Raw genomic sequence first — 25,222 nt, 5'->3', positions numbered from 1 at the left:
CCTTCGGGGCAAGCAGAAGGACGCGCGCGCGGACGCGTAAGAGGCAGACAGAAGGGGCCCGGCGACCGCCGGGCCCCTTTTCGTACGGAAAACCTTGGGGGGAGGGGAGAAGAGGGGGTGCGCCGTCCGTGACAGCGCGGCGACACAGGGGCCGCTACTTCAGCGCCAGCCAGGCCGCGCCCGCGATCACCAGGACCGCCACGATCACGCCGATGATGACGCCCACGCGCGCCCCGCCGCCGCTCTGCTGCGGCGCCGCCGCACGGCGTCCGTTCGGGGACTGGGCGGGGCCGGCCTCGTCCACGAAGGCGCGGAACATCTGGGTGCTGCCCGCCGGGTCGCTGTTGCCGCCGGCCTGGTTCTGCGGGTTGGTCGCCATGGGGAAGGACCCTAGCGAACCGGGCGCCTCCGAGGCACCCCTGGGGCGCGTGCCCACATGACCTGCACCTATACGTGACGCGACGGGCTCATTGACCACAACTCGCCGAGACTTTTCGTTCCCTTTACCCCAGAGGCCCGGAAACAGTTTGCCTTCAGCAACCAACCTATTCTATGGTTGCCTCAAGCAACAAAGCTGTGAAGTGAAGATGCGTGGAGGAGCCCCGTGGCCGCTCAGAGTCAATACGAAGAGCTGGCCAGGCAACTCAGTGCCATCGGAGCCGTCAAGCGTGAAATGGGCCGGATCCTGCCCCAGGACTGCCCGCCCGCGTCAGCCGGCGTGCTCACCCTTCTCGACCGACACGGCGAGATGCGGATGAGCCAGCTCGCCGAGCTGCTCGCGATCGACATGTCGGTGACCAGCCGGCACGTCGCCCATGTCGCCGAGCGCGGCTGGATCGAGCGCGAGCCCGATCCGGCGGACAAGCGGTCGCGACTGCTGCGCCTGACTCCGAGTGGCCGAGATCTCCTGGCGGAGCTCTCCGAGCGCTACACCGAGACCCTCGCCCGGTATCTGGACGACTGGACCGACACCGACGTCGGGCACCTCATCGAGCTGCTCGCCAGGCTCCGTACGAGCTTCGGCGACTGCCGTACCCGGGCGCATCACGACTCCCTCACCCGTACACCCGCAGGATGAAAAGGAAGCAAAGGAACCACATGGCTACGACCTCACCAGCCGGTGTGCGGGGCGGCCACGCCAAACACGGAGGCGGACACGGCTCCGCCGACGGGGCCCCCATGACGCACCGCCAGATCATGGAGGCGTTGTCCGGGCTGCTGCTCGGCATGTTCGTCGCCATCCTGTCCTCGACGATCGTCTCCAACGCCCTGCCGGAGATCATTCACGATCTCGACGGCGGGCAGAGCGCCTACACCTGGGTCGTGACCGCCTCGCTGCTCGCGATGACGGCCACCACCCCGCTGTGGGGCAAGCTCTCCGACCTCTTCAGCAAGAAGCTGCTGGTCCAGTTCGCCCTGGTCATCTACGTCACGGGCTCGGTCGTCGCCGGCCTCTCGCAGAACACCGGCATGCTGATCGCCTGCCGTGTGGTGCAGGGCATAGGCGTGGGCGGTCTGTCCGCCCTGGCCCAGATCGTGATGGCCGCGATGATCTCGCCGCGTGAGCGCGGTCGGTACAGCGGCTACCTCGGCGCCACCTTCGCCGTCGCCACCGTCGGCGGCCCGCTGCTCGGCGGCGTCATCACCGACACCAGCTGGCTCGGCTGGCGCTGGTGCTTCTACGTCGGCGTGCCCTTCGCGATCATCGCGCTGATCGTGCTGCAGAAGACCCTGAAGCTCCCGGTCGTCAAGCGCGAAGGCGTCAAGGTCGACTGGGCGGGCGCCTTCTTCATCAGCGCGGCGGTCTCGCTGCTGCTGGTGTGGGTGACCCTGGCCGGCGACAAGTACGACTGGATGTCGTGGCAGACCGCCGCGATGGTCGGCGGCGCGGTCGTGCTCGGCGCGATCTTCGTCTTCGTCGAGTCCAAGGCCAAGGAGCCGATCATCCCGTTGCGGCTGTTCCGCAACAAGACGATCACCCTCGCCTCGATGGCCTCGCTGTTCGTCGGTATCGCGATGTTCTCCGGCACCGTCTTCTTCAGCCAGTACTTCCAGCTGGCGCGCGGCAAGTCGCCGACGATGTCCGGTGTCATGACGATCCCGATGATCGCCGGCCTGTTCATCTCGTCGACCGTCTCGGGCCAGGTCATCACCAAGACCGGCCGGTGGAAGGCCTGGCTGGTCTCCGGCGGCGTGCTGGTGACCGCGGGCCTCGGCCTGCTGGGCACCATCCGCTACGACACCGAGTACTGGCACATCGCGATCTTCATGGCGCTGATGGGCCTCGGCATCGGCATGATGATGCAGAACCTGGTCCTGGCCACCCAGAACCAGGTCGCCCCGCAGGACCTCGGCTCCGCCTCGTCCGTCGTGACCTTCTTCCGCTCCCTCGGTGGTGCGGTGGGCGTCTCGGCCCTCGGTGCGGTGCTCGCCAACCGCGTCACCCACTACGTCAAGGACGGCCTGACCGAGCTCGGCCCCAAGGCCGCGAAGGCCGCCGCCCACGGCGCCGGCAACAGCGGCGGCGGCATCCCCGACCTGGACGCCCTCCCGGCGCCGCTGCGCACCGTCATGGAGAGCGCCTACGGGCACGGCGTGGGCGATGTGTTCCTGTACGCGGCGCCCTGCGCGCTGCTCGCCTTCCTCTTCACCCTGTTCATCAAGGAGGTCGCGTTGAAGACGCGTGGCGGACTTTCCCAGAGCGCGGACGGCGTCGAGACCGCGGACCCCGCGGCCGCCCCGGCCGACACCGCCGCGGCGGCGGCCACCACCGCCGTCACGCCCGTCGTCGAGGAGCGGGAGCTCGCCCTCGTGGGTGCCGCTCCGGCCCCCGCCGACGACGAGTTCGGCCACACCCCCTCCTGGGCGCAGCCGGCCGTCGCGGCGGCCTCCCAGCCGCTGGCGGCGTTCGCCTCCGCCGGTGGCGACGGCACCCCGTCCGGCCCGGCGATCCACGGCTTCGTCCGCAACGCGGAGGGCCACCCCGTCCCCCGCTCCGCGGTGACGCTGATCTCGCTCAGCGGCCGCCAGCTGGGCCGCGCGGTGGCCCAGGCCAACGGTTCGTACGTGCTCAGCGCCCCCGGCGCCGGCAGCTACGTCCTGATAGCCGCGGCCGACGGCCACCAGCCGCAGGCGTCCACGGTCGTCGTCGGCGAGACGCCCTTCGGCTACGACATCCTGCTCAGCGGTACCAGCGGCCTCGGCGGCCAGGTCCGCAGCGCGGTCGACGGCCGGCCGGTCGACGGCGCGATGGTCGTCGTCACCGACGTCCGCGGCGAGGTGCTGGCCACCGGCAGGACCAACGCCGAGGGCTACTTCGCCTTCGACGAACTGGCGCCCGGCACCTTCACCCTCGCCGTGAACGCGGCCAACTACCGCCCGGCCGCACTGCCGGTCGAGGTCGGCGGCCAGGGCACGACCCGCATCGAGGTCGAGCTGCTGTCCGGCGCACGGGTCCAGGGCGTCGTACGGGCCGGAGCGAACCGCATCGCGCTGCCCGACGCGCGGGTGACACTGGTGGACGCGGCGGGCAACGTCGTGGCCACCTCGACCACCGGGGAGGACGGCGCATACGCCTTCACCGACCTGGACGCCGGCGACTACACGGTCATCGCGAGCGGCTACCCGCCGGTCGCCAACGGCCTTGCGGTCGACGCACGCGGGGTCGACGGCTACGACGTCGAGCTCGCCCACCCCGGGGACTGATCCCGGGCCCGGGACCCCGTACCGAGGGTGTGTCCCGGGCGGCAATACCCCGGACCGGGGCGCGTGTTGAGCGGAGACGCGTCCCGGCCCGGACCCAGGGCTCCGGCGGCGGCGTTGCGCACAGGCAGGGGACGGCCTGCACGCCGCCGCCCGGAGCCCGACACTTCCCCACGCTCCCGGCTCCCCCACACTCGACTTCTCCCCCACACTCGACTTTGCTCGAGCGGGGGACCATGAGTGGGAGGGCCCCAGGAGCAGGGGACATCCCCACCAGGCAACAAACGGGAGAAGCAATGACTTCGAGCGGCGCGGGAGCTGCCGGACTGCGGGCCCAGGTCCGCACACGCGACGGCTGGGCGCTCCAGCACGCCGTGCTGACCGTCACCGACATGACAGGCGCGCAGGTACTGCGCGTGGCCGCCGACGAGGAAGGCGCGATCCGCAGCGAACAGCCGCTGCCGGCCGGGCCGTACACGGTGATCGTGACGGCCGTCGGCTACGCCCCGGTCGCCTCCAGCGCGATCGTGACGGCGAGCGGCCGGATGGACGTGGGCGCCGTCGTTCTGGCCCGGCAGGGCGGGGCCGAGCTGCCGCCGCCCGGCGCCTGGACCATCGACCCGATGCACTCGACGGTCGGCGCGGTCGCCCAGCACCTGGGCATCTCCAGCGTGCACGGCCGGTTCACCGAGTTCAGCGGCCGGATCGAGATCGCCGAGGACCTGGACAAGTCGCGCGTCGAGGCGTCCATCAAGGCCGCCTCCATCGACACCGGCAACGGCATGCGCGACGGACATCTGCGCAACGAGGACTTCCTCAACGTCGAGGTGTACCCGGAGATCACGTACCTCAGCACCGGCCTGTCACCGGCCGGCCCGGACCGCTGGACCGTCCACGGCGACCTGTCCCTGCACGGCGTCGTGCGCCCGGTGGACCTCGACCTGAGCTACCTCGGCACCGGCCCCGACCCGTGGGGCGGCGTCCGCGCGGCCTTCCGCGCCACCGCCGAGCTGCGCCGCGAGGACTTCAAGATGAACTACAACCAGGTCGTGGCGGCGGGCATCGCGGCGATCGGGACGACGCTGAAGGTCGAGCTGGACATCCAGGCGGTGCAGGGGGAGAGCCTGCCGATGGCCTGAGGCCGATGCGGCGGGTGCGGCGAGTGCGCCGGGTGCGGGTGGTGCGGGTGGTGCGGATGGGCTGCCGGTAAGGGGGCCCGCCCGTGGAACGGCTCGGTCCGCGGAATGTCCCACTACGGGCCGTACCACACAAACGGCTCCCCTGCGCCCCTTTTCGCCCCAGATCGAAAAGATGGTACGTCCCCGACGAGCCGGGCAAACTGCCTCTCGCGACGGCCCTGCGGCCCCTGCCGGACACCCGGCAGGGGCCCGTACGGCGCGTCGCGCGACCGGATCACAGGACCGTCAGGGGGAAATCCATGCGCAAGATCACGAGGGCCGCCGCCGCGCTCGCACTCGCCATCGGTGCCACGACCATGGCCACCGCCACCAGCGCCAACGCCGCCCAGGCCGCGGGCACCGTGCACGGCTGCCCGTCCGGGGCCTTCTGCATCTACCCGCAGAACGCCGGCTGGAACAACGACCGCCCGTCGAACACCTATTACAGCTACGGGGCCCACAACCTGTCCGGCCAGGTCGGGAACCACATGATCTTCAACAACCAGACAGGCGGCGCGTGGGTGCGCACCTGCACGGGTTACAACGGCACGGGCGACTGCCAGGGCTGGATGGCCGCCGGCCAGTCCTTCACCAAGGACCTGACGCCGATCAACTCGGTCCTGCTCATCCGGCAGTAGTCGCCCACCGGCGGCAGTAGTCGCCCTCCGGCGGCGGTAGGCGTCCGCTGCCGGCGGTATGCGTCCGCCGACGGCCGGCACAGGGATCGGGCCGGGCCTCAGTGGGGGTCCGGCCCGATCGCTGTGCCGGACCTCAGACCTCCGCGGTGCCCCGCCCCTCGTCGGCCGGCCCCGCGTCGTCCCGGCCGGCCCGCGCCCGCATCGCCTCGATGCCCGCGATCTGCATGTCGAGCGCGAAGCCGAATTCCCGGTCGAGCAAGACCAGCGCGCTCCGGCCCGCGCGGGCGTTCGCGGCGCGCAGGGACAGTTCCATGGTCTCGGCGTACTCCGGACGGTCCGAGATCGCGGCAATGACCTGCGCGAAGTAGTCGTCGAGGCCGATGCCCGCGGCCCGGCAGCGGGCTTCGTGCAGGGCCCGGATGGTGGAGAAGCCGTAGACGAAGTGGAAGACGGAGGCCAGCGCGCCGGAGGTCTGCTCCGCGCCGAGGCCGCTGTGCCGCATCACTCGCAGGGTGGCGTTGGAGAACGCCGTCGCATGCGGGCCGATGTTGAGGAACTCGCCCAGCAGCCGGGCCGCCCAGGAGTGGCGCAGCAGCATGTCGCGGTAGCCGGTGGCGAGCAGGCGCAGCTGGTCGCGCCAGTCGGCGGCGGAGTCCGATTCGTCGGGCAGGGCCATCTCCCCGGCCACCGCGTCCATCGCCAGTTCCAGCAGGTCGTCCTTGGTGTCGACGTACCAGTAGACGGACATCGCGGTGACGCCGAGCTCGGCGGCGAGCCGGCGCATGGAGAACTTCGCCAGGCCCTCGGCGTCCAGCAGCCGGACCGTGGCCGCGACGATCTTGTCGAGGTCGAGTCCGGCCGGCTGGTCCGCCTTGCGTGTGAGCGGGGGGCGTTCGGTCAGCCAGACGCTGTTCGGCCGCTTCCTGGCGCGGCCGTCCGTGGCTGCCATGGCGCCCCTCCCTGCTCGTCGTTCACGATCATCTGCCCGTCGATGCTATTCCGCCGCGGCCGGGGACGGTGCCGCCTCGGGTGCCGTCGCGCCCTCCCGGCCGGTGCGTTCGGCGCGGCGCAGGAGCAGCGCGGCGAGCAGGCCGCCGAGGAGGACTGCCACGGCACCGACCAGCTGGCTGGTGCCGATGCCGGTGGCGAAGGCGTCCTGGACGGCGGTTCGTTCGACGTCCGTGCGGGTGTGGGCGAGGGCCGCGGGCAGCGAGCCGGCGCCCGCGGCGACCACCGGGAGCAGCGCGACGAAACGGGAGTTGAGGACGGCGCCGAGGACCGCGACGCCCAGGCCCTGGCCGAACTCCATCAGCGTGCCGTTCACCCCGGCGCCGACACCGGCCTTGGCGGGCGGGATCGCGGACATGATGGCGTTGGCCATGGTCGGCATGGCGAGTGCGACGCCGACGCCCATCACGATCAGGCCGGCCAGCATGCCGCCGTAGCTGTCGCCGCCCAGGAGGGCGACGGCGGCGAGGCCGGCCGCGAGCAGCGTCATGCCGGTGACGATCGTTCCGGGGGTGCCGAGCCGGGGCATCAGGCGGGCGCCCAGTCCGGTGAAGTTGATCAGTATGACGGTGACGGCGAGCGGCGCCATCCGCAGCCCGGCCTCCAACGGGCCGTATCCGAGGACCAGTTGGAGGTGCTGGGTGAGCAGGAAGATCGAGCCGCCCATGCCGAACGCGACGAGGATGCCGCCGGAGACGGCGCCGATGAACCGGCGGTCGCGGAAGAAGTGCATGTCCAGCATCGGATACGGGACGTGCAGCTCCCAGCGGGCGAAGGCGGCCAGGCCGACGATGCCGACGGCGGCGGAGAGCAGCACCTGGCTCGAGGTCCAGCCGCTCACCGGGCCGGTGATGATCGCGTAGACGACGCCGACCATGCCGATCATGGACAGCAGCGCGCCGAGGAGGTCGGGCCGCTCGCCGCTGACGCTCTTGGACTCGGGGACGAGGGCCAGGACGGCCACCAGCGCGATCACCGCGACGGGGAGGTTGACCAGGAACAGCGAGCCCCACCAGAAGTGGTCGAGGAGCGCGCCGCCGATCAGCGGCCCGGCGGCGAACCCGAGGGAGTTGACCGAGCTCCAGATGCCGATGGCCTTGGGGCGCTCGGCGTCGTCGAAGATCTGCATGACGACGGCGAGGGTGGTGGTGACCAGCAGCGCGCCCCCGACGCCCATGCCGGCACGGGCGGCGATCAGCTGGCCCGGGGACTGGGCGAGGGTCGCACCGAGCGAGGCGATCCCGAAGAGCGTCAGGCCGACGGCGAGCATCTTCTTGCGGCCGTAGCGGTCGGCGGCGTTGCCGGCGGTGAGTAGCAGGCCGGACTGGACCAGGGAGTAGGCGCTGATCGTCCACTGCACGTCGGCGGTGGTCGCACCCAGCTCCTTGGTGAGCGAGGGGATGGCGACGTTGAGGACGGTGTTGTCGAGGACGACGGTGAGCTGCGCCAGGCAGATCACCGCGAGTATCAGCCAGCGCGCGGCGTTGCGGCCGGGCGGCTGGAGCGGGGTGGTGGTGGCGTCGGAGGCCACGGCGGGCATACAGGCTCCCTGTACGGTGCGAGCGGAGGACTTACACCGTACAGGGAGTCTTATACGCCGTACATTCAATTTTCGGTCGGCGGTTCCCCGGCTCTCGACGCCGGGGAACCGCCCGGGTCAACGCCGCCGGGTCAGGTCGTAGAACGTGGCGCCGCCGGCGGTGACCGTGGTGAAGGTCCCCTCGACCCACGACGTGATCGCCGCCGAGCCGCCCTTGCCGCCCTTGCCGCCCTGGCCGCCGCTGCCGCTCTTGCCGCCGGGCCCGCCCATGCGTCCCCCCATGCGTCCCCCCGCGACGAAATAGTGGATTTCGCCGTCCGCCACGTACTGCTTGAACCGGGCCAGGGTCGGCGACGGGTCGCTGCCGTTGAAGCCGCCGACGGCCATCACCGGCTTCTCGGTGGCGAGTTGGTAGCTCGCGGCGTTCTGCGAACCGATCGCCGCGGCGGCCCAGGTGTAGCGGTCGGCGTCCTTGGCCAGCAGCGCCTCGGCCTTGGCGCCGACCTTGGCGCCGTCGAGCAGACCGCCCATGCCGCCGCCCATCCGCCCGCCCTTGCCGCCGATGCCGCGCGGGGCGCGGCCGGCGACGCCGCCGGGGCCGCCCGGCAGGCCGCCGGGGAAGGTCCGCTGCCCGCCCGCCGCCCGGCCTCCGGCCTGCGGCCCGCCCTGGGGTGCACCGCCCATGGTGCCGCCACGCGGGAAGCCGCCGTGGCGCATACCGCCGGGGAACCGGCCGCCCGGCCCGCCCGCGGTGCCCCGCACCGTCGGCCCGGCCGTGATGATCGAGCCGCCCTTGGGGGTGTTGACCGTGTTGAGGAGATACGCGAACGGGCCGGCCAGCGCGGTCAGCACGGCGAGCCCGGCCGCGAAGAGGGCGAGGCGGGACCGCGCGGCCGCCGCCCGGCCCGCCGCCGGTGCGCCCGCGGCCGGTCCGCCCGCAGCCGCCGAGCCCCGCAGCGTCAGCAGCAGGCCGACCGCCGCCAGGACACCGAGCGCCAGGACCGCCCACCGCAACCACGGCAGCCAGTCGGCCGAACGGTCCAGCAGGACGTACGACCAGCCGGCGGTCACCGCGGCCGTCCCGGCCAGCACGAGCGTCGCCGCCCGTCCGCCACGCCGCCACAGCAGCGTCGCGCCCATCCCGACCAGCGCCGCGATGTAGGGGGCCAGCGCGATGTTGTAGTACTGGTGGAAGATCCCCGACATGAAGCTGAAGGTCGCAAAGGTCATCAGCAGCGCGCCGCCCCACACCAGGAACTCCGCCCGCTGTCCGGCCTGTTCGGCGGCCACCGCGCGCCGCGCCCGCCACAGCACGCACACGGCCGCGACCAGCAGGATCAGCGCGGCGGGCAGCAGCCAGGAGATCTGACCGCCCATGTCGGCCGAGAACAGCCGGGTGATACCGGTCTCGCCCCAGCCGCCACCACCGCCACCACCGGGGCGGCCGCCGCCGCCCACGCTGCCGGTCTCGTTGCCGCTGATCCGCCCGAAGCCGTTGTAGCCGAAGGTCAGCTCCAGAAAACTGTTGTGCTGCGAGCCGCCGATGTACGGCCGCGAGGACGCCGGCCACAGCTCGACGACCGCGACCCACCAGCCACCGGAGACCACCGCCGCCAGCCCGCCCAGCAGCAGCTGGCCGAGCCGTCGGCGCAGGGCGACGGGAGCGCAGCACGCGTAGACCACGGCGAGCGCCGGCAGGATCAGCCATGCCTGAAGGGTCTTGGTCAAGAACCCGAGGCCGAAGCAGACGCCGGCCAGCACCAGCCACCTGGTCCGGCCGTCCTCCAGGGCACGCAGCACCGCCGCGATCGCGCACACCATCAGCAGGCACAGCAGCGCATCGGGGTTGTTGAAGCGGAACATCAGCGCCGCGACCGGCGTCAGCGCCAGCGCCCCGCCCGCCAGCAGCCCCGCCGCCGCGCCGAAGCGCCGCCGCACCGCACCGTGCAGCACCCACACCGTCGCGACACCCATCAGCGCCTCGGGCACCAGGATCGCCCAGGAGCTGAGCCCGAAGATCCGTACCGACAGCGCCAGCGGCCACAGGGCGGCCGGGGGCTTGTCCACGGTGATGGAGTTGGCCGCGTCGGAGGAGCCGAAGAAGAACGCCTGCCAGCTCTCACTGCCGGCCTGCACGGCGGCCGAGTAGAACTGGTTGGCGTAGCCGTTGGCGCCCAGGTCCCAGAGGTAGAGCACGGCGGTGGCCAACAGCAGCGCCAGCAGGGCCGGGCGCGCCCAGCGCGGGTCCCGCGTCCTGGCGGGCGACGGGAGGCCGGCGACCGACGCCGGCTCGCGCTCCTGCCCGGTGGGCGGGGGCGGCGGCTCGGCCGCCGTGTCGGACGGGTGGTGCGGGGACATCAGGCGCTCCTGGTGAGGTCGTCACGGTCGTCGTGGTGCTCCGGGCGGTGCCGGCGGTCCGGGTCGCAGGGGGCGGCCGCGGGCGTCGCCCCGGCCGCGCCCGGGGGCTCGTCGCCCCGCTCGCGCTCGCCCTCCCGCTCCGGGAACACCCAGGCGCGGAAGAGCAGGAACCGCAGCACCGTGGCGGCGAGATTGGCGGCCACCAGGACGGCGAGTTCGGTGCCGTGCGCGGGGTTCCGGGTGGCGGTGTCGAGGGCGGCGAGGGACCCACTGGTCAGCGCCAGCCCGATGGCGAAGACGACCAGCCCCTGGGCCTGGTGACGGACCGCGCGGTCGCGGCCCCGTACGCCGAAGGTGAGCCGCCGGTTGGCGGCGGTGTTGCCGATTGCGGACACCAACAGAGCTCCTGCGTTGGCGAGTTGGGGTCCGAGGCCGAGCCGGAAGAGCGAGTAGAGGCCGAGGTAGAGCAGGGTGCTCAGCGCCCCGACCACGCAGAAGCCGACGAGTTGACGGGCCAACCCGCCCGGCACGCCGGTCAGCTCCCGGTCGCGGGGATCGTCGCCGAAGGGCCGGGCGAGCCGGTCCAGCGGCAGCCGCCCGGTGGCCAGCGCCCGTCCCACCCGCCAGACGCCCTTCAGGTCGTCGGTGGCCGTACGCACCAGGTGCACGGTGCTGTCGGGGTCGTCGATCCAGTCCACCGGCACCTCGTGGATCCGCAGCCCGGCCCGCTCCGCGAGCACCAGCATCTCGGTGTCGAAGAACCACCCGGTGTCCTCCACCATGGGCAGCAGCCGCTCGGCGACATCGCCCCGTACGGCTTTGAAGCCGCACTGCGCATCGGTGAACCGGGCCGCCAGCGAGCCGCGCAGGATGAGGTTGTACGTGCGCGAGATGAACTCCCGCTTGGGGCCGCGCACCACCCGCGAACTGCGCGTCAGCCGGGAGCCGATCGCCAGGTCCGAATGGCCCGATATCAGCGGCGCGACCAGTGGCAGCAGGGCGTTGAGGTCGGTGGACAGATCGACGTCCATATAGGCCAGCACCGGCGCCTCGGAGAGCGACCACACCGTCCGCAGCGCCCGGCCGCGCCCCTTCTGCTCCAGCCGTACGGCCGTGACCTCGTCCAGCGCGTCGTCGAGCCGGGCGGACACCTCCGGGGTCCGGTCGGTGCTCGCGTTGTCGGCGATGGTGATCCGGAAGCCGTAGGGGAAGGTGCGGGACAGGTGCTGGTGCAACCGCCGGACGCACGGCTCCAGGTCGCTCTCCTCGTTGTAGACGGGGATCACGACATCGAGGACCGTCTCGGTCTGGCCGGGACGCAGATGCTCACGTGGCGGCAGGGAGCCCAGTGGCGGGCGGGCCGGCTGTGTCGTCGTCATGCCGACGACACTCGCCAACCGCGCTGTCACGGCGGTGTGCTGAGCCTGTGGCCGGGCTGTGAGTCGGGCTGGGAGCCGGACTGCGAGTCGGGCTGGGAGCCGGACTGCGAGTCGGGCCGTGCGTCGGGCCGTCTGCCGGGCTTCCCGCCGGGCGCGGGCGGCACCTCGGGGCGGGCGGCCGGGAGGGCGACCGTGAACGCCGTCCGGCCCGGGGCGCTGTCGACCGCGACCGTGCCGCCGTGCGCCACCACCACGGCCTGCACGATGGCGAGGCCGAGACCCGTGCTCCCCGCGGCCCGCGACCGCGAGGCGTCGCCGCGCGCAAACCGCTCGAAGACATGCGGGAGCAGACCGGGCGCGATGCCCGGCCCGTCGTCCCGCACCTCCAGGAGGACGGCGGACGGGCCGACGGCGGACGGGCCGACGGCAGACTCCGCACGGCTGCGGGCAGGCCCCTCACCACCGCTGGCGGACGCCTCCGGACCGCCGGCGCCGCCCCGCACCCGGGCCGTCACCGTCGTCCCCTCGGGCGTATGGGTGCGGGCGTTGGCCAGCAGGTTGACCAGGACCTGGTGCAGTCGGCCGCCGTCGCCGTGCACCAGCACCGGATCATCGGGCAGTTCCAGCCGCCACCGGTGACCGGGGCCGGCCGCCCGCGCATCGCTGACCGCGTCCACGACCAGCGCCGAGAGATCGGTGCTCTCGTACGAGAGCGGGCGTCCCGAATCGAGCCGGGCGAGCAGCAGCAGATCCTCCACCAGCCCCGTCATCCGCTCCGCCTCGGACTCGATCCGCCCCAGGGCGTGCCGGGTCTCCGGGCCGGGCTGCTCGCGACCGCGCCGGGTCAGCTCGGCGTAACCCCGTATCGAGGCCAGCGGCGTACGCAGCTCATGGCTGGCGTCGGCGACGAACCGCCGCACCCGCGTCTCGCTCTCCTGCCGCGCCGAGAGCGCCGAGGCGACGTGCCCCAGCATCCGGTTGAGCGCCGCGCCGACCTGCCCCACCTCCGTCCGGGCATCCGCCTCCGCCGCCGGCACCCGTACGTGCAGTGCCACCTCACCCTGGTGGAGGGGGAGTTCCGAGACGCGGGTGGCGGTGGCCGCCACCCGCCGCAGCGGCCGCAGCGCGATCCCGACCATGGCGGCGCCCGCGATCCCGGCCGCGACCAGCCCGGCGAGGGTCACCCATGCCTCGACGCGAACGAGCCGGGCGACCGTCTCCTCGACCTGGCCGAGCGGTAGCCCGAGCACGAGCGCGCCGTCCTTGGAGAACTGCACCCGATAGTCGCCCAGGCCGGGGATCTCGACGGTGTGCATCGCACTGTCCCGCGGCGCGCGGGCCAGCACCGCGGCCTGCGCACCGCTCAGGTCGTCCAGCCGCTCGGACGGCAGCCGCCGGTTGGCGTTGTTGGCCCGCGCGCCGTCCACAAGCGTCCCGTCGGGGCCGAACCGCGCGCCCACCGTGCCGGGCGGCTGCCCGCCCATCGCCACGAAATCGAGGTTCGGGCCGCGCTCCGGGCCGCGCGGATGCGGCGCCTGGGCGCGGACCACGCCCTCGCGCACCTGATCGTCCAACTGGCCCTGAAGATACGACTGGAGGGCGATGGAGGTGACCGTGCCGATGACCGCCGCGACGACGGCGATCAGCGCGACCGCCGACACCACGAGCCGGGTCCGCAGCGTCCAGCGGCGCCGGGCGGGGCGCGGGGAACTCATCGGCGGACTACCCGCCCGGCTTGATCAGATACCCCGCGCCCCGCCGGGTGTGAATCATCGGCGTCCGCCCGGCGTCGATCTTCCGGCGCAGATACGAGATGTAGAGCTCGACGACGTTCGCCTGGCCGCCGAAGTCATAGCTCCACACCCGGTCGAGGATCTGCGTCTTGCTCAGCACCCGCCGCGGATTGCGCATCAGATACCGCAGCAGCTCGAACTCGGTGGCCGTCAGATGGATATCCCGGCCGTCCCGCCACACCTCATGGCTGTCCTCGTCCAGCACCAGATCGCCGACGGTGAGCAGCGACTCGCTGCGCGCGGCCGCCGCCCCGGCCCGGCGCAGCAGCCCGCGCAGCCGGGCCACCACCTCCTCCAGGCTGAACGGCTTGGTGACGTAGTCGTCGCCGCCCGCCGTGAGCCCCGCGATCCGGTCCTCGACGGCGTCCTTGGCCGTCAGGAACAGCACCGGGACGTCCGGCAGCTCGCGCCGCAGCCGCCCCAGCACCGTCAGACCGTCCATGTCCGGCAGCATCACATCGAGCAGCACCGCATCCGGGCGCCAGCTCCGCGCGCAGCGCAGCGCCCCCGCGCCGTCGCCCTCGGCCCGGATGTCCCAGCCCTCGTAGCGCAGCGCCAGCGACAGCAGATCGGCGAGCGACGATTCGTCGTCCACGACCAGGACACGCACCGGGCTTCCGTCGGCCCGCAACAGCTCCGGACTGCGGCCGCGGCCGCGCGCCGCCACTCCCCCGGCGGACGGCGGGACGGGTCCCACGGGCGCGGGCGGCGCGGCCGGGCTCCCGACGGAGAGCGACGCTGAGGACGACGAAGTCAGGGTCATGACGCCGAGGGTGACCGACGCCCGTGAAAGCTCCCTTTCGGGTTTCTGTGAATTCCCTGAGAATCCGCACGACCGGTGAGAATCCGCACGACCGGGCCGGGCCGCCCCCCGCGCGGTCCGGCCCGATCACACCCCGTCAGCTTCCCACCCACCACTGACAATTGGCCTGACCAGCGAAGACCGCCGTGCGCCGACATCATCGGCCGGGCCCGCCGCGCCCCGACGACGCGACCCCCGGTGTCGGGCCGTACCGTCACCCCCATGAGACTCCTCGCCCTCTCCGGCAGCCTGCGCGCCCACTCCTCCAACGGCGCGGTCCTGCGCTCCGCCCTCGACCTCCACGACGGCCCCGCCACCACCGCGGACATCGGTGCGCTGCCGCACTTCAACCCGGACCTCGACGGCGAGGGCGCCACGCCCCCGCCGTCCGTCGCCGCCCTGCGCACGGCCGCCGCGGCGGCCCAGGCGCTCCTCGTCGTCAGCCCGGAATACGCGCACGGCGTGCCCGGCGTGCTCAAGAACGCCCTCGACTGGCTGGTCAGCAGCGGCGAATGCGTCGACAAGCCGATCGCCGTGATCACCGCCTCGCCCTTCCCCACCGGCGGCGACCACGCCAACGCCCAACTCCGCGAGACGCTCCGGATGATGACCGGCGAGATCGTCGAGGCCGCCTGCCTGGAGATCGGCGCCATCGGCCCGAAGATCGACCCGGCGACGGAACGCGTCACGGACGAGGCGACCCTGGCGGACCTGCGCACCGCCATGTCCCACCTGCGCGCCGCCACCGCCGCCGCCCAACCCGCCGTGGCCGACTGAGCCCGCGGAGCCTCACACGACGCCGAAGAGCCTCACGCACCCACAACTCCGGTGAGCCTCACACCCCGAAGAGCCGCGCCCCGTTGCCGTAACAGACCCCGCGCAGCCACCCGTCCCCCAGGTCCAGCCGCTCCAGGGCCTCCAGCGCGTGGGCGTAGCCGTACGGGATGTTCGGGAAGTCGCTGCCGAACAGCACCCGGTCGCCGAGGTCCGCGAGCCGGGCGCGTTCGGCCCGGGGAAACGGCGCGGCACGCTCGGCGAAATCGGTGAAGGTCATCGTCGTGTCGAGGCGCACCTCCGGATGGCGCTCCGCCAGATCCAGGAAGTCGGTGTACTCCGGCATCCCCATGTGGGCGATGATCAGCGGCAGTCGGGGATGCCGGGCGAGCAGGCGCGCAACGGGCTCCGGCCCGGTGTGCTTGCCCGGCGCCGGCCCCGAACCGCAGTGGATGACGACCGGTGTACGGGCCTCCGCCAGCGCCCCCCACACCGCATCGAGCGCCGCGTCGGCCGGGTCGTACCCGCCCACCTGCACATGCGCCTTGAAGACGCGTACCCCGGCCGCGAGTTCGGCCGCCACGTAGTCGGCCGCCCCGTCCTCGGGGAAGAACGTCGCCGTCCGCAGGCAGTCGGGCGTGCGGGCCGCGAAGTCCGCCGCCCAGGCGTTCAGCCACTGGGCCATCCCGGGCTTGTGCGGATAGATCATCGAGGTGAACGCCCGCACCCCGAACCCCCGCAGCACCGCCAGCCGTTCGTCCTCCTCGAACCGGTACGCGATCGGCCACGGCCGCCCCACCAGCGGCCCGGCGGCGTCGAAGTACGCCCAGACCTTCGCCAGCACCCGCTCGGGCATGAAGTGCGTGTGCACGTCGATCAGCCCCGGCAGCCCCAGCTCCCGCCAGAACGCGCCGACCCGCTCGTCCCCGTCCACCGCAGCCACCACGCCCGCCCTCCGACGTCCGTCCCGGGCACATGACTGCACCCCGCACCTTTCCGGCCCGTCCAGATCTATCCGTCCAGATCTACCAGAGAGCGCCCCCGTCAGAACAGCCCCTCCTGACCGCCCTCCTGGCCACTCGTGCGCCCGGCCGCCCGGCCCCCTGCCGCGCCGCGCGCACCCTCCCGTACGGGCACCGTCGTGACCGGACCCGAGGCCGCCTCCAGGACCCACCCCGACAGTCCCCGCGCGTCCAGCACCGCCGTCCCCCCGCCACCGGACGGCGCCCCCGCCTGCCGCAGCCGCAGATACAGATCCGCGCCCACCCCGGCCACGACCTCCCCCACGATCTCCGCACCCGCCGTCAGCCCGCCCAGCTCCCCGGCCGCCGCCGGGATACGGTCCAGCCCGAACAGCTCCGTGTGGTCGACGCAGGAGAACTCCGCCGGCTCCAGCGTCTCCGGCCAGCCCGTCAGCTCCCGCGCCCGGCCGTGCAGCCGGGACAGCTCGGCGATCCGGTCCGCCACCGGCGGCAACGCCGCCCGCGCAGCCCGCTTCGCCGCCTTCCCGAACCGGTCCGGCACCGCCAGCGCGCTCCCCAGCAGCGCCTCCGCCCGCCGCGCCGCCATCAGCGGCCCGCGCCCCAGCCAGGCGTACGCCACCGCCCCCTGTTCCACCAGCCGCGCCGGACCCCGCTCGGCCGCCGTGATCCCCACCTTGAGCAGCCCGGGACCGAAGTACGCGAGATAGACGCCGTACGGGCGCGGGTCGTCGGCCATGGTGTCCGCCGCCACCGACCGTGACCGGTCCAGCCGGTCGCAGCTCGCGCACCTGTCCTTCGCACCGGCCCCGTCGAGCACCGCGGCATACGGACACGCGGTCCACCGGCCGCCCCGCCGGACCCCCAGGCAGCGCCGCTCGCCCCGCGCCGCGAACGCCAGCACCTTCCCGGCGGGGAGCGGGCTCACCCGCTCCGCGCCCCGCTCGGCGCAATACCACCCGAGCCCCTGCGCGTACCGCCCGTCCGCGGCCCCCGGCGGGCCTCCCGACCAGCGCGGTCCCGTACATCGCCACACACCGCCAGCCTACGGCGGGGGTACGACAACGCCCCGGCCACGAGCCACCACAGGCCGGCTCGCCCTCTCGGGCCCGACCTCAGGCCGCCCGCGTCTCCGGCCCCCGGAACGTGCTCCGGTACGCGCGCGGCGACACCCCCAGCGCCGCCTGCAGATGCTGCCGCAGCGACGCCGCCGTCCCGAAGCCGGCCTCCGCCGCGACGCGGTCAACGGTCAGCTCCGTCTCCTCCAGCAACTGCCGTGCCCGCTCTATCCGTTGCTGCGTCAGCCACTGCACCGGCGACATCCCGACCTCCTCCCGGAACCGCCGGGTGAAGGTCCGCACGCTCATCGCCTCCCGCGCCGCCAGCTCCCGCAGGCTCAGCGGCCGGTCCAGGTGTTCCAGCGCCCACGCCCGCGCCGCCCCGGTGGAGGACACCTGCGGCTCCGGCACCGGCCGCCGGATGTACTGCGCCTGCCCGCCCTCGCGGTGCGGCGGCACGACCGTCCGCCGGGCCACGTCGTTGGCCACCGCCGCGCCGTGATCGCAGCGCACCATGTGCAGACACAGGTCGATCCCCGAGGCGACCCCGGCCGCCGTCAGGACGTCGCCCTCGTCCGTGTAGAGCACGTCCGCGTCCAGCGCGACCGCCGGGAAGAGCCGCCGGAAGTCGTCCACCGACCGCCAGTGCGTCGTGGCCCGCCGCCCGTCCAGCAGCCCCGCCGCGGCCAGCACGAACGCCCCCGTACAGATCGACGCGACCCGCGTCCCCGGCCGGATCCGCCCCAGGGCCGCGGCCATCGCCGGGCCCAGCCGCCCCGCGCTCCGCGCCGGGTCGTAGTCCGCCCCCGAGGCCGGGACCACCACGGTGTCCGCCCTCTCCAGCGCCTCCGGCCCGTGCGCCACGTTCACCGTGAAATCCGTGTCCGTACGCACCGCCCCCGGCTCCAGGGCACAGGTCACCAGGTCGTAGAGCGGCTCCCCGGCCGCGGACCTGGCCTCCCCGAAGATCCGGTGGACGATGCCCACCTCGATCGGCAGCATCCCGTGCCGCACCAGCACCGCCACGCGGTGCCGCTCCGCCCCATCAGCGTTCCCGCTCCCACTCATGGCCCGATCCTTGCACACTATGACCATCCGGCCACTCGTCCGCGGCCCGCCCGCCCCGGACAGTGGAGGGCATGAAGGTCCTCTGGCTGTTCGCCCACCCCGACCGGCGCTCCCTCAGCGGCGCCCTCAAGACCGAGGGCCTGCGCACCCTCGACGCCCACGGCCACCAGCACCGCGTCTCCGACCTCTACGCCATGAACTGGAACCCGCTGGTCGACGCCGCCGACTACGACCACGACCCGGCCGACCGCCTCCTGATCGGCGACGCCTCACAACGCGCCTACTCCACCGGCCGGTTGAGCCCCGACATCCGCGCCGAACAGGACAAGATCAGCTGGGCCGACACCCTCGTCATCCAGTTCCCCCTCTGGTGGTACGGCATGCCCGCCATCCTCAAGGGCTGGTTCGACCGCGTCTTCGTCAAGGGCTTCGCCTTCGGCCTCACCGACCCCGCCACCGGCCGCCCGCGGCGCTACGGCGACGGCAGGCTGACCGGCAAGCGCGCCCTGGTCGTCGTCTCCGCCGGCGCCCGCGCCACCACCCTCGGCCCGCGCGGCGTCAACGGCGACCTCAACGATCTGCTCTTCCCCCTCCAGCACGGCACCCTCTGGTACACCGGCATCTCCGTCGTCCCGCCGCTCCTGATCCCCGGCGCGGACCGCACCACCCCCGCGGCCTACGAAGCCGCCGCCGCCCGCCTGCGCGAGCGCCTCATCGCCCTCCCCACCACCGCCCCGCTCCCCTTCCGCCACCAGAACACCGGCGACTACGACGAGGACCTCCTCCTGCACCCCCACCTCGTCCCGGCCCCCGCCGGCCCCGCCGCCCACTACACCGCCCCGCCCCCGCCGCCCCACGACTGACCGGAACCGCCCCCGCCCCCACGCACACGCATACGCACACGCAAAAAAGCCGCAGGCCCGGTGGAAAGTGAATTCCACCGGGCCTGCGGCATCAGTAGCGGGGACAGGATTTGAACCTGCGACCTCTGGGTTATGAGCCCAGCGAGCTACCGAGCTGCTCCACCCCGCGTCGGTTCCCCGAACACTACGCGAATCTCCCCCCAACACCTAATCGCCCGCCCCCGAGGGCGACGGCTACGGCGCCGGCTGCGGGCCCGGCGACCGGGCAAGTCCGTTGCCGCGGGCAAACGACGACGAGTAGCGTCGCCCGCCATGACCCCCACGCTGCGTACCGACCGGTTGCTGCTCGAGCCTTATGTGCGCGCCGACGAGGACGACTTCGTAGCGCTCTTCATGGATGCCCGGGTTTCCCGATGGATGGGTAACGGGCCCTGGCCCGAGGCCGACTATCGCGCCACGTTCGCCCGGATCTTCACGCATGCCTACGAAAGCGAAGATTTCGACGTCTGGGCGGTGCGTCAGGACGGTCGCCTGGTGGGCCACGCGGAGATCAAGCCGGCGAAGGTCGTCGAGGGGCACGAGCTGGTCTACGGCCTCGCGCCTGAAGTGTGGGGCCGAGGGCTCGGCACGGAGCTGGCCGGGGCGGTGGTCACCCATGCCTTCGGAACCTGGAAGCTGGAGCAGGTCTACGCAACCGTCGCGGAACCGAACGCCGCCTCGTTGGCCGCCCTCCACAAGCTCGGATTCCACCACGTCCGGGACCTCACCGAGGACGACGGGACCCTCACCCATGTGCTCGCCTGCACCGCTGGCGAGCAGCGCCTGAGCCGGCATCCACATCGCCCGACTTGATGACCCACCGCCCGCCCCACTGACAAAGGAACGGTGGGAGCACACACCTGCGCACCGCAGACGGCAGGCGCACCGGAAGCCACGGTGGGGCGCGATCGGTTGACCTAGCCTCTTGCGCATGCGCATCGACCAGATCGGGCCCTGGCTCCTGGAGCATGGGGCGACCCCTCAGCCCGTGCTCCTGTCCGCTCAGTTCGATGCGTACCTCAGCGCGCTCCCGTGGACAGCCGGCGGGATCGACTGGCGGGATCTGCCGCACCACTCGCTGGCGCTGGACGGCGTCCCGGATGACGCGGTGGTGCAATGGGCTCGGCAGACGCCCCTGGCCTTGCACGACCATGTCCTCGTCATCGACTCGGCCACCGAGCCAGGGGTGTTGTGCCGCTTCGAGGACGCCATGCGGGACTTCGAGCTCCTGTCCAACCGACCCGAGCTGTACATGTGTGGCGCCGATCTCGTGAACGGTGACGTGCAGCCGGAGTTCCACCGCTTCATCGAGCGGCGGTCGTTCATCACCCTCAATGCCCGAGGCTGAGATCATCTGCGGTCGGCTTGACGAGCCGACCACCCGCCTCGCACGTTCGCTCCGGTTGCAGGCACGGCCTCTGCCCGGGCGACCAGTAGGGCCGCCCAAGCTCACTCAGCACCACCCCTGCCAGGGCCGGCCACTTCGCCCCAAGCCGCTCAGATCGAACGGAAGGCGCTCGGGTCGGATCCCGGCGGAAGACTCCTGGTCATGTTGATGTGGACCGGACCGTAAGGAGTTGCGGTCTGCCACGCCTCCCACTGATCCAGATCATGCGAGCAGAACCTTCTCAAGAAGCTGAGGAACTGCTGGAACTCGTCGTCACGAGATTCGAACTCGTGAGGGGTTGCCCCCCAACAGGCTTTCCAAGTCTGTTGAGGGGTCCGCGGAGCCGCGGACGAGGCAGTTCACTTGCCTTCATGCACGTCGGCTGACGGTGCCAGCCCGGGTTGGCCGTCTCGCTTGAACGGCCCTGAACGGAGCTGAATGAGACGGAAACTGAGACGGTCAGTTGGCGCCCTGGCGACGACTTCCGCGAAGAGACAGCAGTCTGCGAGGACGCCTGCCTGCCGCACGCCGTAGCTCCGCGTATCGAGTCACTGAGGCTGGGCTCGCAGTGCGCACCCAGACAGGAGCTCCGACAAGAATGCGGTCCGCGCCCCGCCTGTTATCGCGGAAGTCCCAGCGGCTCTGGGTCAACTCCACATCGGTGTAGATCTGAGCGAACCACTCGCAATCGTGAGCGTACGCGAGGGTGAGTCCGCGGGTCCAAGGCTCTTGATCAGTGCCAGGGGACTCACTCCCTTGATTCAAGGCTATGTGCAGCGCCTCGACGGAGAGCGACTCAAGATCATCCCACTGTGAGGTGTTCCGCGTACCTCGGCTTTCCAATAGCTCCGCGATGGCATACCAGGCAGAGGAAGACCAGCCGGTCGCAGGGGCGTCCGCAGGCCGAAATGGGTGACCAGGGAAATTATCCAGACTGCCGAAGAGAACTAGATCGACTTGGCGACCTTCGACGCTACTTGTCCTGATATGAAGCATTGCCCCCTTGTCTTGCTCCGGACCACCGATGAACCTCGCAATCTGGATCTGACCGAGACCCTTGGCGAAGCGAGCGGGCGGCAATGCACTAAAAGAGGAGACAGCCTGCTCCCCGATCGCCTTCTCGATCTTGTGCGCCTTCTCGCGACGGGTAAGACCGGTCCGCGCTCGGTTGCCAACCTCTGCTCCAATGCCCTGCGAGGAAGCTTTGATAATCCAGTTCAGCCGACCTTCCCAGGTGATGCCATTGTCGGACGCGATCTCGTCGACGCGGTGATCCGACCAATACAGGTAACTGCCGGCATCGTCTCCTCTCACCGCACTCACGCTTCCCCGATCAACTTGTTGCCGTGGATCTTGGCGGCTCGCTTCCATCCACACGCCGAGCACCGCTCCAGGTAGGCGTATGGGGACGCGTCCATGGCATCAACCTCCGGCAGGACTATGAAGTTTTGGCGGTTCTGTACTCGTCCGCATGGCGCATGAGCCGAGTGGTACACCGTCAGTTCGGGACCAGGCGTAATGCGCACGAGGCAGGGAATCCTCGCGCTGACGTCACCCAACTGACTGATCTCCCGATCGATCTCCGATAGTTGAGAATTGAGAGCACGATGCAGTTTCTGGATCTTTGTGTTGTGGTCGTCCAGGATCTTGAGCTTCCGGAGCCGGAGTGCCTGCACTTGGTCGGCGAACGACATGCCTTCCCCTAATAGGTGCTAAATGTTATGAGCACTTCTTAGCGCAAGGCGTAGGTCGGATCCCCTGATCAGACTGCTTCCGAGGGAACGATTGCGGTTTCTCGCTGCCCCTAGGCTGGCGTGTGCTATATACAGGCATCGGTAGCATGGCCGGCTCGTGCTCTCGGCCTGGGAATCACCTACGGGCTGCCTCACCTCAATGGCCTCTGACCAGGAGAAATGGCTCGCCGGCACGCTACTGCGAGTCCGCCGTTGAGGCCGGTCAGTTCCTCGCGGACGACCTGACCCGCGAAGACCCCCTGTTGGTGGCCTGGGTACTGTGCTGTGCCTCGGCCTTCGCCGCGGGGAAGTGCTGGGCCTCACGTGGAAGTCCATCGACTTCGAGGCTGGTGAGCTGTACGTGGATCACCAGATCCAGCGGGCGGGGCGTCAGAGCCTCCACCGGGAGACGAAGACGGAGGACTCGGACGACTTCCTGCCACTGCCCGCGCTCTGCCTCAAGGCTCTCCGGATGCGTCGTGCTCAGCAGGCCGGGGACCGGAAGGGCGGCTGGTGACCTCTGGCAGGACAGTCACGGGCTGGTCTTCACGACGAAGTACGGCACGCCGATCGAGCCGGGGAATCTCACCCGGATGTTCGCTCTCCGAGGCGATGGGCGGCGCCGGCTGACCCGGTTGCTGTACTTCGCTGCTGTACGGCACGACAAAGCCCCCGTCCGGATTACCCGGCGGGGGCTTTGATCTGCTGTGCGCTCGGCAGGATTCGAACCTGCAACCTTCTGATCCGTAGTCAGATGCTCTATCCGTTAAGCTACGAGCGCTTGGCTTTCCGGCGGTTTTTCTTGCCGGTCGGCGTTGCGAGAACAACATTACATGACCTGCGCCGTGAGGCGAAATCCATTGGCCGCAGCCCATCTGACCTGCACAAACGCGCTTATGGCGGGGTTCGGGCGGCTACTCGGGCCAGGCGGAGTCCTCGATGATGCGGACGAAGTTCGGGCGGGTGTAGCCGTCTTCGAAACGGTCCAGGACATCGGCCTTCACGTTGCCGAAGGCGGTCTGGGGGCGGTGCGCCAGGCCCCGGTGGAAGGCGAGGAGGATGCGGCGCTTGAAGTCGGGGCGGGGATGGGCGGCGACGACGGCGTCGCGGGTTTCCGCGGGGAGCGCGGCGTAGCCGATGCCGAGGACGTCGAGTTCGACGCCGGCCGTGACGAGGGCCACTTCCGGGGCCATGTGGTGCGGGATCTCCGGGGTGGTGTGCAGGGCGATGCCCTCCCAGACGAGGCGGGCGCGGTCGCCGGGGATGCCGCGGGCGGTCAGGAAGGCGCGGGCCTCGTCGGCGCCGTCGATCTCGAAGCGCTGCTGCGAGGTGCGGAACTTCTCGGTGAGGCCGAGGTCGTGGAAGAGGGCGCCGACGTAGAGCAGCTCGGGATCGAAGTCCAGGCCGTGGTCGAGGCCGTGGCGGGCGCCGAAGAGGTAGACGCGGCGGGAGTGGTGGTAGAGCAGGTCGTCGGTGAGGTCGCGGACGAGCTCGGTGGCCTCGCGGGCCAGCTTGCTGTCGGGGACGGGGATGCCGCCGATGGCCGAGGGGCCGGGGTCTTGGGTGGTCATGGGTTCAGGGTCGCGTGAAGGGGGCGCGGGCGCCCGGTGGGCGGGGGACGGGTTGCCCACAGATGGGGACAGCAGATGGGGACAAGGGGTGCCCACTGATGGGGCCAGGGGTGCCGGCGATGGGGCAGGGGGCGCGGTCGGCCGCCGGTCAGCGGGTCGTGGTGCGGAAGCGGGCCCGGTAGGCGGAGGGGGTGACACCCAGGCGGCGCAGGAAGAGGCGGCGGAGGGATTCGTCGGTGCCGATGCCGGTGCGGCGGGCGGTGGCGGTGACGGTTTCGCCGTGGGCGAGGAAGGTCTGGGCGGCCTCCAGGCGGACGGCTTCGACGTAGGCGGCCGGGGTGGCGCCGGTGTGCTCGTGGAAGAGGCGGGTGAGGTGGCGGGCGCTGAGGCCGGCGCGGTCGGCCAGCGCGGTACGGGAGTGGTCGGCGGCGGGGTCGGCGGCGATCTCGTCCAGCAGGGCGCGCAGGACGTCGTGGCGGGGGCGCGGGGTGCGGGCCGGCACCGAGAACTGTGACTGGCCGCCCGGCCGCTGCATGAAGACCACCAGATCGCGCGCCACCGCACGGGCCAGCTCCGGGCCCTCGTCCGCCTCGACCAGGGCGAGCGAGAGATCGATGCCCGCCGAGACGCCGGCGGAGGTGTAGAGGGCGCCGTCGCGGACGTAGATCGCGTCGGGGTCGACGGAGAGCGTGGGGTGGCGGGCCGCGAGGGTGCCCGTGTGACGCCAGTGGGTGGTGGCGCGGCGGCCGTTCAGGAGGCCGGCCTCGGCCAGGGCGAACGCTCCGGCGCAGACCGAGGCGACCCGCTGGGAACGGGCGGCGAGCGTGCGTACGGCGTCGGTCAGGCCGGGCGGGAAGCGGCCCTGGGCGAGTTCCTCGGCGCCGGGCACGAGCAGGGTGTGCGGGGGCGGGCCGGCGGCGGTGGCGGCTCCGTCGGCCGCGAGGCGGGTGCCGGCGGCGGTGGTGATGTCGCGGCCGTCGGGGGTGCGGACCTCGATCATGTAGCGGCCGCCCAGCCGGGCGGCGGCGCTGAAGACCTCCAACGGGCCGGTCACATCCAGCAGTCGGGCGCCCTCGAAGGCCAGCATCACGACGGAGCGGGCGGCGGCCCGGGAGGGCTTCCCGGCGGGCACCTCTGGCATGCACGGGAGCCTACGCGGACGGCGGCCCCCGCAGCTCGCTCGGCCGCGGCAGTGGGTTCGGCCCCGGGAAACGCGTTCGGGCCCCGGTCGCGATGACCGGGGCCCGAACGAAGAGGAGCGGAGGCGGAGGGATTTGAACCCTCGATGGGGGGTAAGCCCCAAACCGCATTAGCAGTGCGGCGCCATAGACCGGACTAGGCGACGCCTCCA

At 71.8% G+C, this 25,222-nt stretch carries 22 protein-coding genes, 3 tRNA genes and 1 pseudogene; 9 read left to right on the top strand and 17 right to left on the bottom strand.

The genetic code is table 11. From position 1 onward, the window contains the following. Positions 1-154: 154 nt before the first annotated feature. Positions 155-379, bottom strand: a complete 225-nt coding sequence (locus tag ACGFML_RS19000; protein WP_393545066.1) for a hypothetical protein — start codon at positions 377-379, stop codon at positions 155-157. A gap of 225 nt (positions 380-604) precedes the next feature. On the opposite strand from ACGFML_RS19000, the gene ACGFML_RS18995 reads away from it, so the two are divergent. The 4 genes from ACGFML_RS18995 to ACGFML_RS18980 all read left to right on the top strand — a co-directional run bounded on the left by ACGFML_RS18995 (position 605) and on the right by ACGFML_RS18980 (position 5,518). Beyond that, positions 605-1,078: a MarR family winged helix-turn-helix transcriptional regulator gene (locus ACGFML_RS18995; RefSeq protein ID WP_393545064.1), complete on the top strand. Its 474-nt coding sequence runs from the start codon at positions 605-607 to the stop codon at positions 1,076-1,078. Positions 1,079-1,098: 20 nt separating this feature from the next. After that, entirely contained in the window at positions 1,099-3,705 is a 2,607-nt protein-coding gene (locus ACGFML_RS18990) for an MFS transporter (protein ID WP_393545062.1), read from the top strand. Between the two features lie 293 nt (positions 3,706-3,998). Next, positions 3,999-4,841, top strand: coding sequence for a YceI family protein (locus tag ACGFML_RS18985; RefSeq protein ID WP_393545060.1), 843 nt, complete (start codon positions 3,999-4,001; stop codon positions 4,839-4,841). Positions 4,842-5,140: 299 nt separating this feature from the next. Beyond that, a complete protein-coding gene (locus ACGFML_RS18980) occupies positions 5,141-5,518 on the top strand; it encodes a hypothetical protein (protein WP_393545058.1) in 378 nt (125 codons plus the stop codon). A gap of 133 nt (positions 5,519-5,651) precedes the next feature. Here ACGFML_RS18980 and ACGFML_RS18975 read toward each other — a convergent pair whose 3' ends face one another. The 6 genes from ACGFML_RS18975 to ACGFML_RS18950 all read right to left on the bottom strand — a co-directional run bounded on the left by ACGFML_RS18975 (position 5,652) and on the right by ACGFML_RS18950 (position 14,359). Next, positions 5,652-6,467, bottom strand: coding sequence for a TetR/AcrR family transcriptional regulator (locus ACGFML_RS18975; RefSeq protein ID WP_393545056.1), 816 nt, complete (start codon positions 6,465-6,467; stop codon positions 5,652-5,654). Between the two features lie 45 nt (positions 6,468-6,512). Further along, the gene (locus tag ACGFML_RS18970) at positions 6,513-8,066 is read right to left on the bottom strand and encodes an MFS transporter (protein ID WP_393545055.1); all 1,554 of its coding nucleotides are present in this window, start codon (positions 8,064-8,066) and stop codon (positions 6,513-6,515) included. Positions 8,067-8,183: 117 nt separating this feature from the next. Continuing rightward, complete coding sequence (locus ACGFML_RS18965; protein WP_393545053.1) at positions 8,184-10,424, bottom strand: glycosyltransferase family 39 protein; 2,241 nt, start codon at positions 10,422-10,424, stop codon at positions 8,184-8,186. Then, a complete protein-coding gene (locus ACGFML_RS18960; RefSeq protein WP_393545051.1) occupies positions 10,424-11,803 on the bottom strand; it encodes a glycosyltransferase in 1,380 nt (459 codons plus the stop codon). The genes ACGFML_RS18965 and ACGFML_RS18960 overlap by 1 nt, the downstream gene beginning before the upstream one ends. Positions 11,804-11,829: 26 nt before the next feature. Beyond that, positions 11,830-13,518 (bottom strand): sensor histidine kinase, encoded by a 1,689-nt coding sequence (locus ACGFML_RS18955; RefSeq protein WP_393545049.1) that lies wholly within the window; start codon positions 13,516-13,518, stop codon positions 11,830-11,832. Positions 13,519-13,525: 7 nt separating this feature from the next. Beyond that, on the bottom strand, positions 13,526-14,359 hold the full coding sequence (locus tag ACGFML_RS18950) for a response regulator transcription factor (protein ID WP_393545047.1): 834 nt from the start codon (positions 14,357-14,359) through the stop codon (positions 13,526-13,528). Positions 14,360-14,620: 261 nt separating this feature from the next. Between ACGFML_RS18950 and ACGFML_RS18945 the strand changes: the two genes are divergently transcribed. Further along, positions 14,621-15,175, top strand: coding sequence for an NADPH-dependent FMN reductase (locus ACGFML_RS18945; protein WP_393545045.1), 555 nt, complete (start codon positions 14,621-14,623; stop codon positions 15,173-15,175). A gap of 58 nt (positions 15,176-15,233) precedes the next feature. Here the strand turns inward: ACGFML_RS18945 and ACGFML_RS18940 are convergent, their stop codons facing one another. The 3 genes from ACGFML_RS18940 to ACGFML_RS18930 all read right to left on the bottom strand — a co-directional run bounded on the left by ACGFML_RS18940 (position 15,234) and on the right by ACGFML_RS18930 (position 18,305). Then, positions 15,234-16,118 carry an amidohydrolase family protein gene (locus ACGFML_RS18940; protein WP_393545043.1) on the bottom strand — a complete coding sequence of 295 codons (885 nt, stop codon included), beginning with the start codon at positions 16,116-16,118 and terminating at the stop codon, positions 15,234-15,236. Positions 16,119-16,216: 98 nt separating this feature from the next. Continuing rightward, positions 16,217-17,080 carry a DUF2797 domain-containing protein gene (locus tag ACGFML_RS18935; RefSeq protein WP_393545041.1) on the bottom strand — a complete coding sequence of 288 codons (864 nt, stop codon included), beginning with the start codon at positions 17,078-17,080 and terminating at the stop codon, positions 16,217-16,219. Between the two features lie 187 nt (positions 17,081-17,267). Then, positions 17,268-18,305, bottom strand: a complete 1,038-nt coding sequence (locus ACGFML_RS18930) for a GlxA family transcriptional regulator (protein ID WP_393545039.1) — start codon at positions 18,303-18,305, stop codon at positions 17,268-17,270. Positions 18,306-18,349: 44 nt separating this feature from the next. On the opposite strand from ACGFML_RS18930, the gene ACGFML_RS18925 reads away from it, so the two are divergent. Further along, positions 18,350-19,141 carry an NAD(P)H-dependent oxidoreductase gene (locus ACGFML_RS18925; protein ID WP_393545037.1) on the top strand — a complete coding sequence of 264 codons (792 nt, stop codon included), beginning with the start codon at positions 18,350-18,352 and terminating at the stop codon, positions 19,139-19,141. A 95-nt stretch (positions 19,142-19,236) separates the two neighbouring features. Here ACGFML_RS18925 and ACGFML_RS18920 read toward each other — a convergent pair. Then, a tRNA-Met gene (locus ACGFML_RS18920) sits at positions 19,237-19,310 on the bottom strand. Positions 19,311-19,453: 143 nt separating this feature from the next. Here ACGFML_RS18920 and ACGFML_RS18915 point away from each other — a divergent pair. Then, complete coding sequence (locus ACGFML_RS18915; protein ID WP_393545035.1) at positions 19,454-19,993, top strand: GNAT family N-acetyltransferase; 540 nt, start codon at positions 19,454-19,456, stop codon at positions 19,991-19,993. A gap of 118 nt (positions 19,994-20,111) precedes the next feature. Continuing rightward, positions 20,112-20,528 (top strand): hypothetical protein, encoded by a 417-nt coding sequence (locus ACGFML_RS18910; protein ID WP_393545033.1) that lies wholly within the window; start codon positions 20,112-20,114, stop codon positions 20,526-20,528. A 498-nt stretch (positions 20,529-21,026) separates the two neighbouring features. On the opposite strand, the gene ACGFML_RS18905 is transcribed toward ACGFML_RS18910, so the two are convergent. Both ACGFML_RS18905 and ACGFML_RS18900 read right to left on the bottom strand, forming a co-directional pair. Next, positions 21,027-21,938 (bottom strand): DUF7019 family protein, encoded by a 912-nt coding sequence (locus tag ACGFML_RS18905; protein ID WP_393545589.1) that lies wholly within the window; start codon positions 21,936-21,938, stop codon positions 21,027-21,029. Next, entirely contained in the window at positions 21,887-22,261 is a 375-nt protein-coding gene (locus ACGFML_RS18900) for a hypothetical protein (protein ID WP_393545031.1), read from the bottom strand. The genes ACGFML_RS18905 and ACGFML_RS18900 overlap by 52 nt, the downstream gene beginning before the upstream one ends. Before the next feature lie 245 nt (positions 22,262-22,506). Between ACGFML_RS18900 and ACGFML_RS18895 the strand changes: the two are divergent. After that, positions 22,507-22,962 (top strand): annotated as a pseudogene (locus tag ACGFML_RS18895) (site-specific integrase); the annotation flags it as partial. A 46-nt stretch (positions 22,963-23,008) separates the two neighbouring features. On the opposite strand, the gene ACGFML_RS18890 reads toward ACGFML_RS18895, so the two are convergent. The 4 genes from ACGFML_RS18890 to ACGFML_RS18875 all read right to left on the bottom strand — a co-directional run bounded on the left by ACGFML_RS18890 (position 23,009) and on the right by ACGFML_RS18875 (position 25,221). Next, a tRNA-Arg gene (locus ACGFML_RS18890) sits at positions 23,009-23,081 on the bottom strand. Between the two features lie 133 nt (positions 23,082-23,214). Continuing rightward, positions 23,215-23,871: an HD domain-containing protein gene (locus ACGFML_RS18885; protein ID WP_393545029.1), complete on the bottom strand. Its 657-nt coding sequence runs from the start codon at positions 23,869-23,871 to the stop codon at positions 23,215-23,217. 148 nt (positions 23,872-24,019) lie between these two features. After that, a complete protein-coding gene (locus ACGFML_RS18880) occupies positions 24,020-25,012 on the bottom strand; it encodes a GlxA family transcriptional regulator (protein ID WP_393545027.1) in 993 nt (330 codons plus the stop codon). A 118-nt stretch (positions 25,013-25,130) separates the two neighbouring features. Continuing rightward, positions 25,131-25,221, bottom strand: a tRNA-Ser gene (locus ACGFML_RS18875). Position 25,222 lies beyond the last annotated feature (1 nt).

The sequence above is a fragment of the Streptomyces sp. NPDC048650 genome (assembly GCF_043199095.1).
GTDB lineage: Bacteria > Actinomycetota > Actinomycetes > Streptomycetales > Streptomycetaceae > Streptomyces.
Note: the sequence above shows the minus strand (reverse complement) of the source record. Positions and strands in the feature narration are given on the sequence as shown.

Bases quoted from the DNA above. Each gene is read 5' to 3' on its own strand.
- ACGFML_RS19000 (WP_393545066.1), bottom strand. From the start codon at position 379: ATGGCGACCAACCCGCAGAACCAGGCCGGCGGCAACAGCGACCCGGCG.
- ACGFML_RS18990 (WP_393545062.1), top strand. From the start codon at position 1,099: ATGGCTACGACCTCACCAGCCGGTGTGCGGGGCGGCCACGCCAAACAC.
- ACGFML_RS18985 (WP_393545060.1), top strand. From the start codon at position 3,999: ATGACTTCGAGCGGCGCGGGAGCTGCCGGACTGCGGGCCCAGGTCCGC.
- ACGFML_RS18980 (WP_393545058.1), top strand. From the start codon at position 5,141: ATGCGCAAGATCACGAGGGCCGCCGCCGCGCTCGCACTCGCCATCGGT.
- ACGFML_RS18975 (WP_393545056.1), bottom strand. From the start codon at position 6,467: ATGGCAGCCACGGACGGCCGCGCCAGGAAGCGGCCGAACAGCGTCTGG.
- ACGFML_RS18970 (WP_393545055.1), bottom strand. From the start codon at position 8,066: ATGCCCGCCGTGGCCTCCGACGCCACCACCACCCCGCTCCAGCCGCCC.
- ACGFML_RS18965 (WP_393545053.1), bottom strand. From the start codon at position 10,424: ATGTCCCCGCACCACCCGTCCGACACGGCGGCCGAGCCGCCGCCCCCG.
- ACGFML_RS18960 (WP_393545051.1), bottom strand. From the start codon at position 11,803: ATGACGACGACACAGCCGGCCCGCCCGCCACTGGGCTCCCTGCCGCCA.
- ACGFML_RS18955 (WP_393545049.1), bottom strand. From the start codon at position 13,518: ATGAGTTCCCCGCGCCCCGCCCGGCGCCGCTGGACGCTGCGGACCCGG.
- ACGFML_RS18950 (WP_393545047.1), bottom strand. From the start codon at position 14,359: ATGACCCTGACTTCGTCGTCCTCAGCGTCGCTCTCCGTCGGGAGCCCG.
- ACGFML_RS18945 (WP_393545045.1), top strand. From the start codon at position 14,621: ATGAGACTCCTCGCCCTCTCCGGCAGCCTGCGCGCCCACTCCTCCAAC.
- ACGFML_RS18930 (WP_393545039.1), bottom strand. From the start codon at position 18,305: ATGGTCATAGTGTGCAAGGATCGGGCCATGAGTGGGAGCGGGAACGCT.
- ACGFML_RS18925 (WP_393545037.1), top strand. From the start codon at position 18,350: ATGAAGGTCCTCTGGCTGTTCGCCCACCCCGACCGGCGCTCCCTCAGC.
- ACGFML_RS18915 (WP_393545035.1), top strand. From the start codon at position 19,454: ATGACCCCCACGCTGCGTACCGACCGGTTGCTGCTCGAGCCTTATGTG.
- ACGFML_RS18910 (WP_393545033.1), top strand. From the start codon at position 20,112: ATGCGCATCGACCAGATCGGGCCCTGGCTCCTGGAGCATGGGGCGACC.
- ACGFML_RS18905 (WP_393545589.1), bottom strand. From the start codon at position 21,938: ATGGAAGCGAGCCGCCAAGATCCACGGCAACAAGTTGATCGGGGAAGC.
- ACGFML_RS18900 (WP_393545031.1), bottom strand. From the start codon at position 22,261: ATGTCGTTCGCCGACCAAGTGCAGGCACTCCGGCTCCGGAAGCTCAAG.
- ACGFML_RS18885 (WP_393545029.1), bottom strand. From the start codon at position 23,871: ATGACCACCCAAGACCCCGGCCCCTCGGCCATCGGCGGCATCCCCGTC.
- ACGFML_RS18880 (WP_393545027.1), bottom strand. From the start codon at position 25,012: ATGCCAGAGGTGCCCGCCGGGAAGCCCTCCCGGGCCGCCGCCCGCTCC.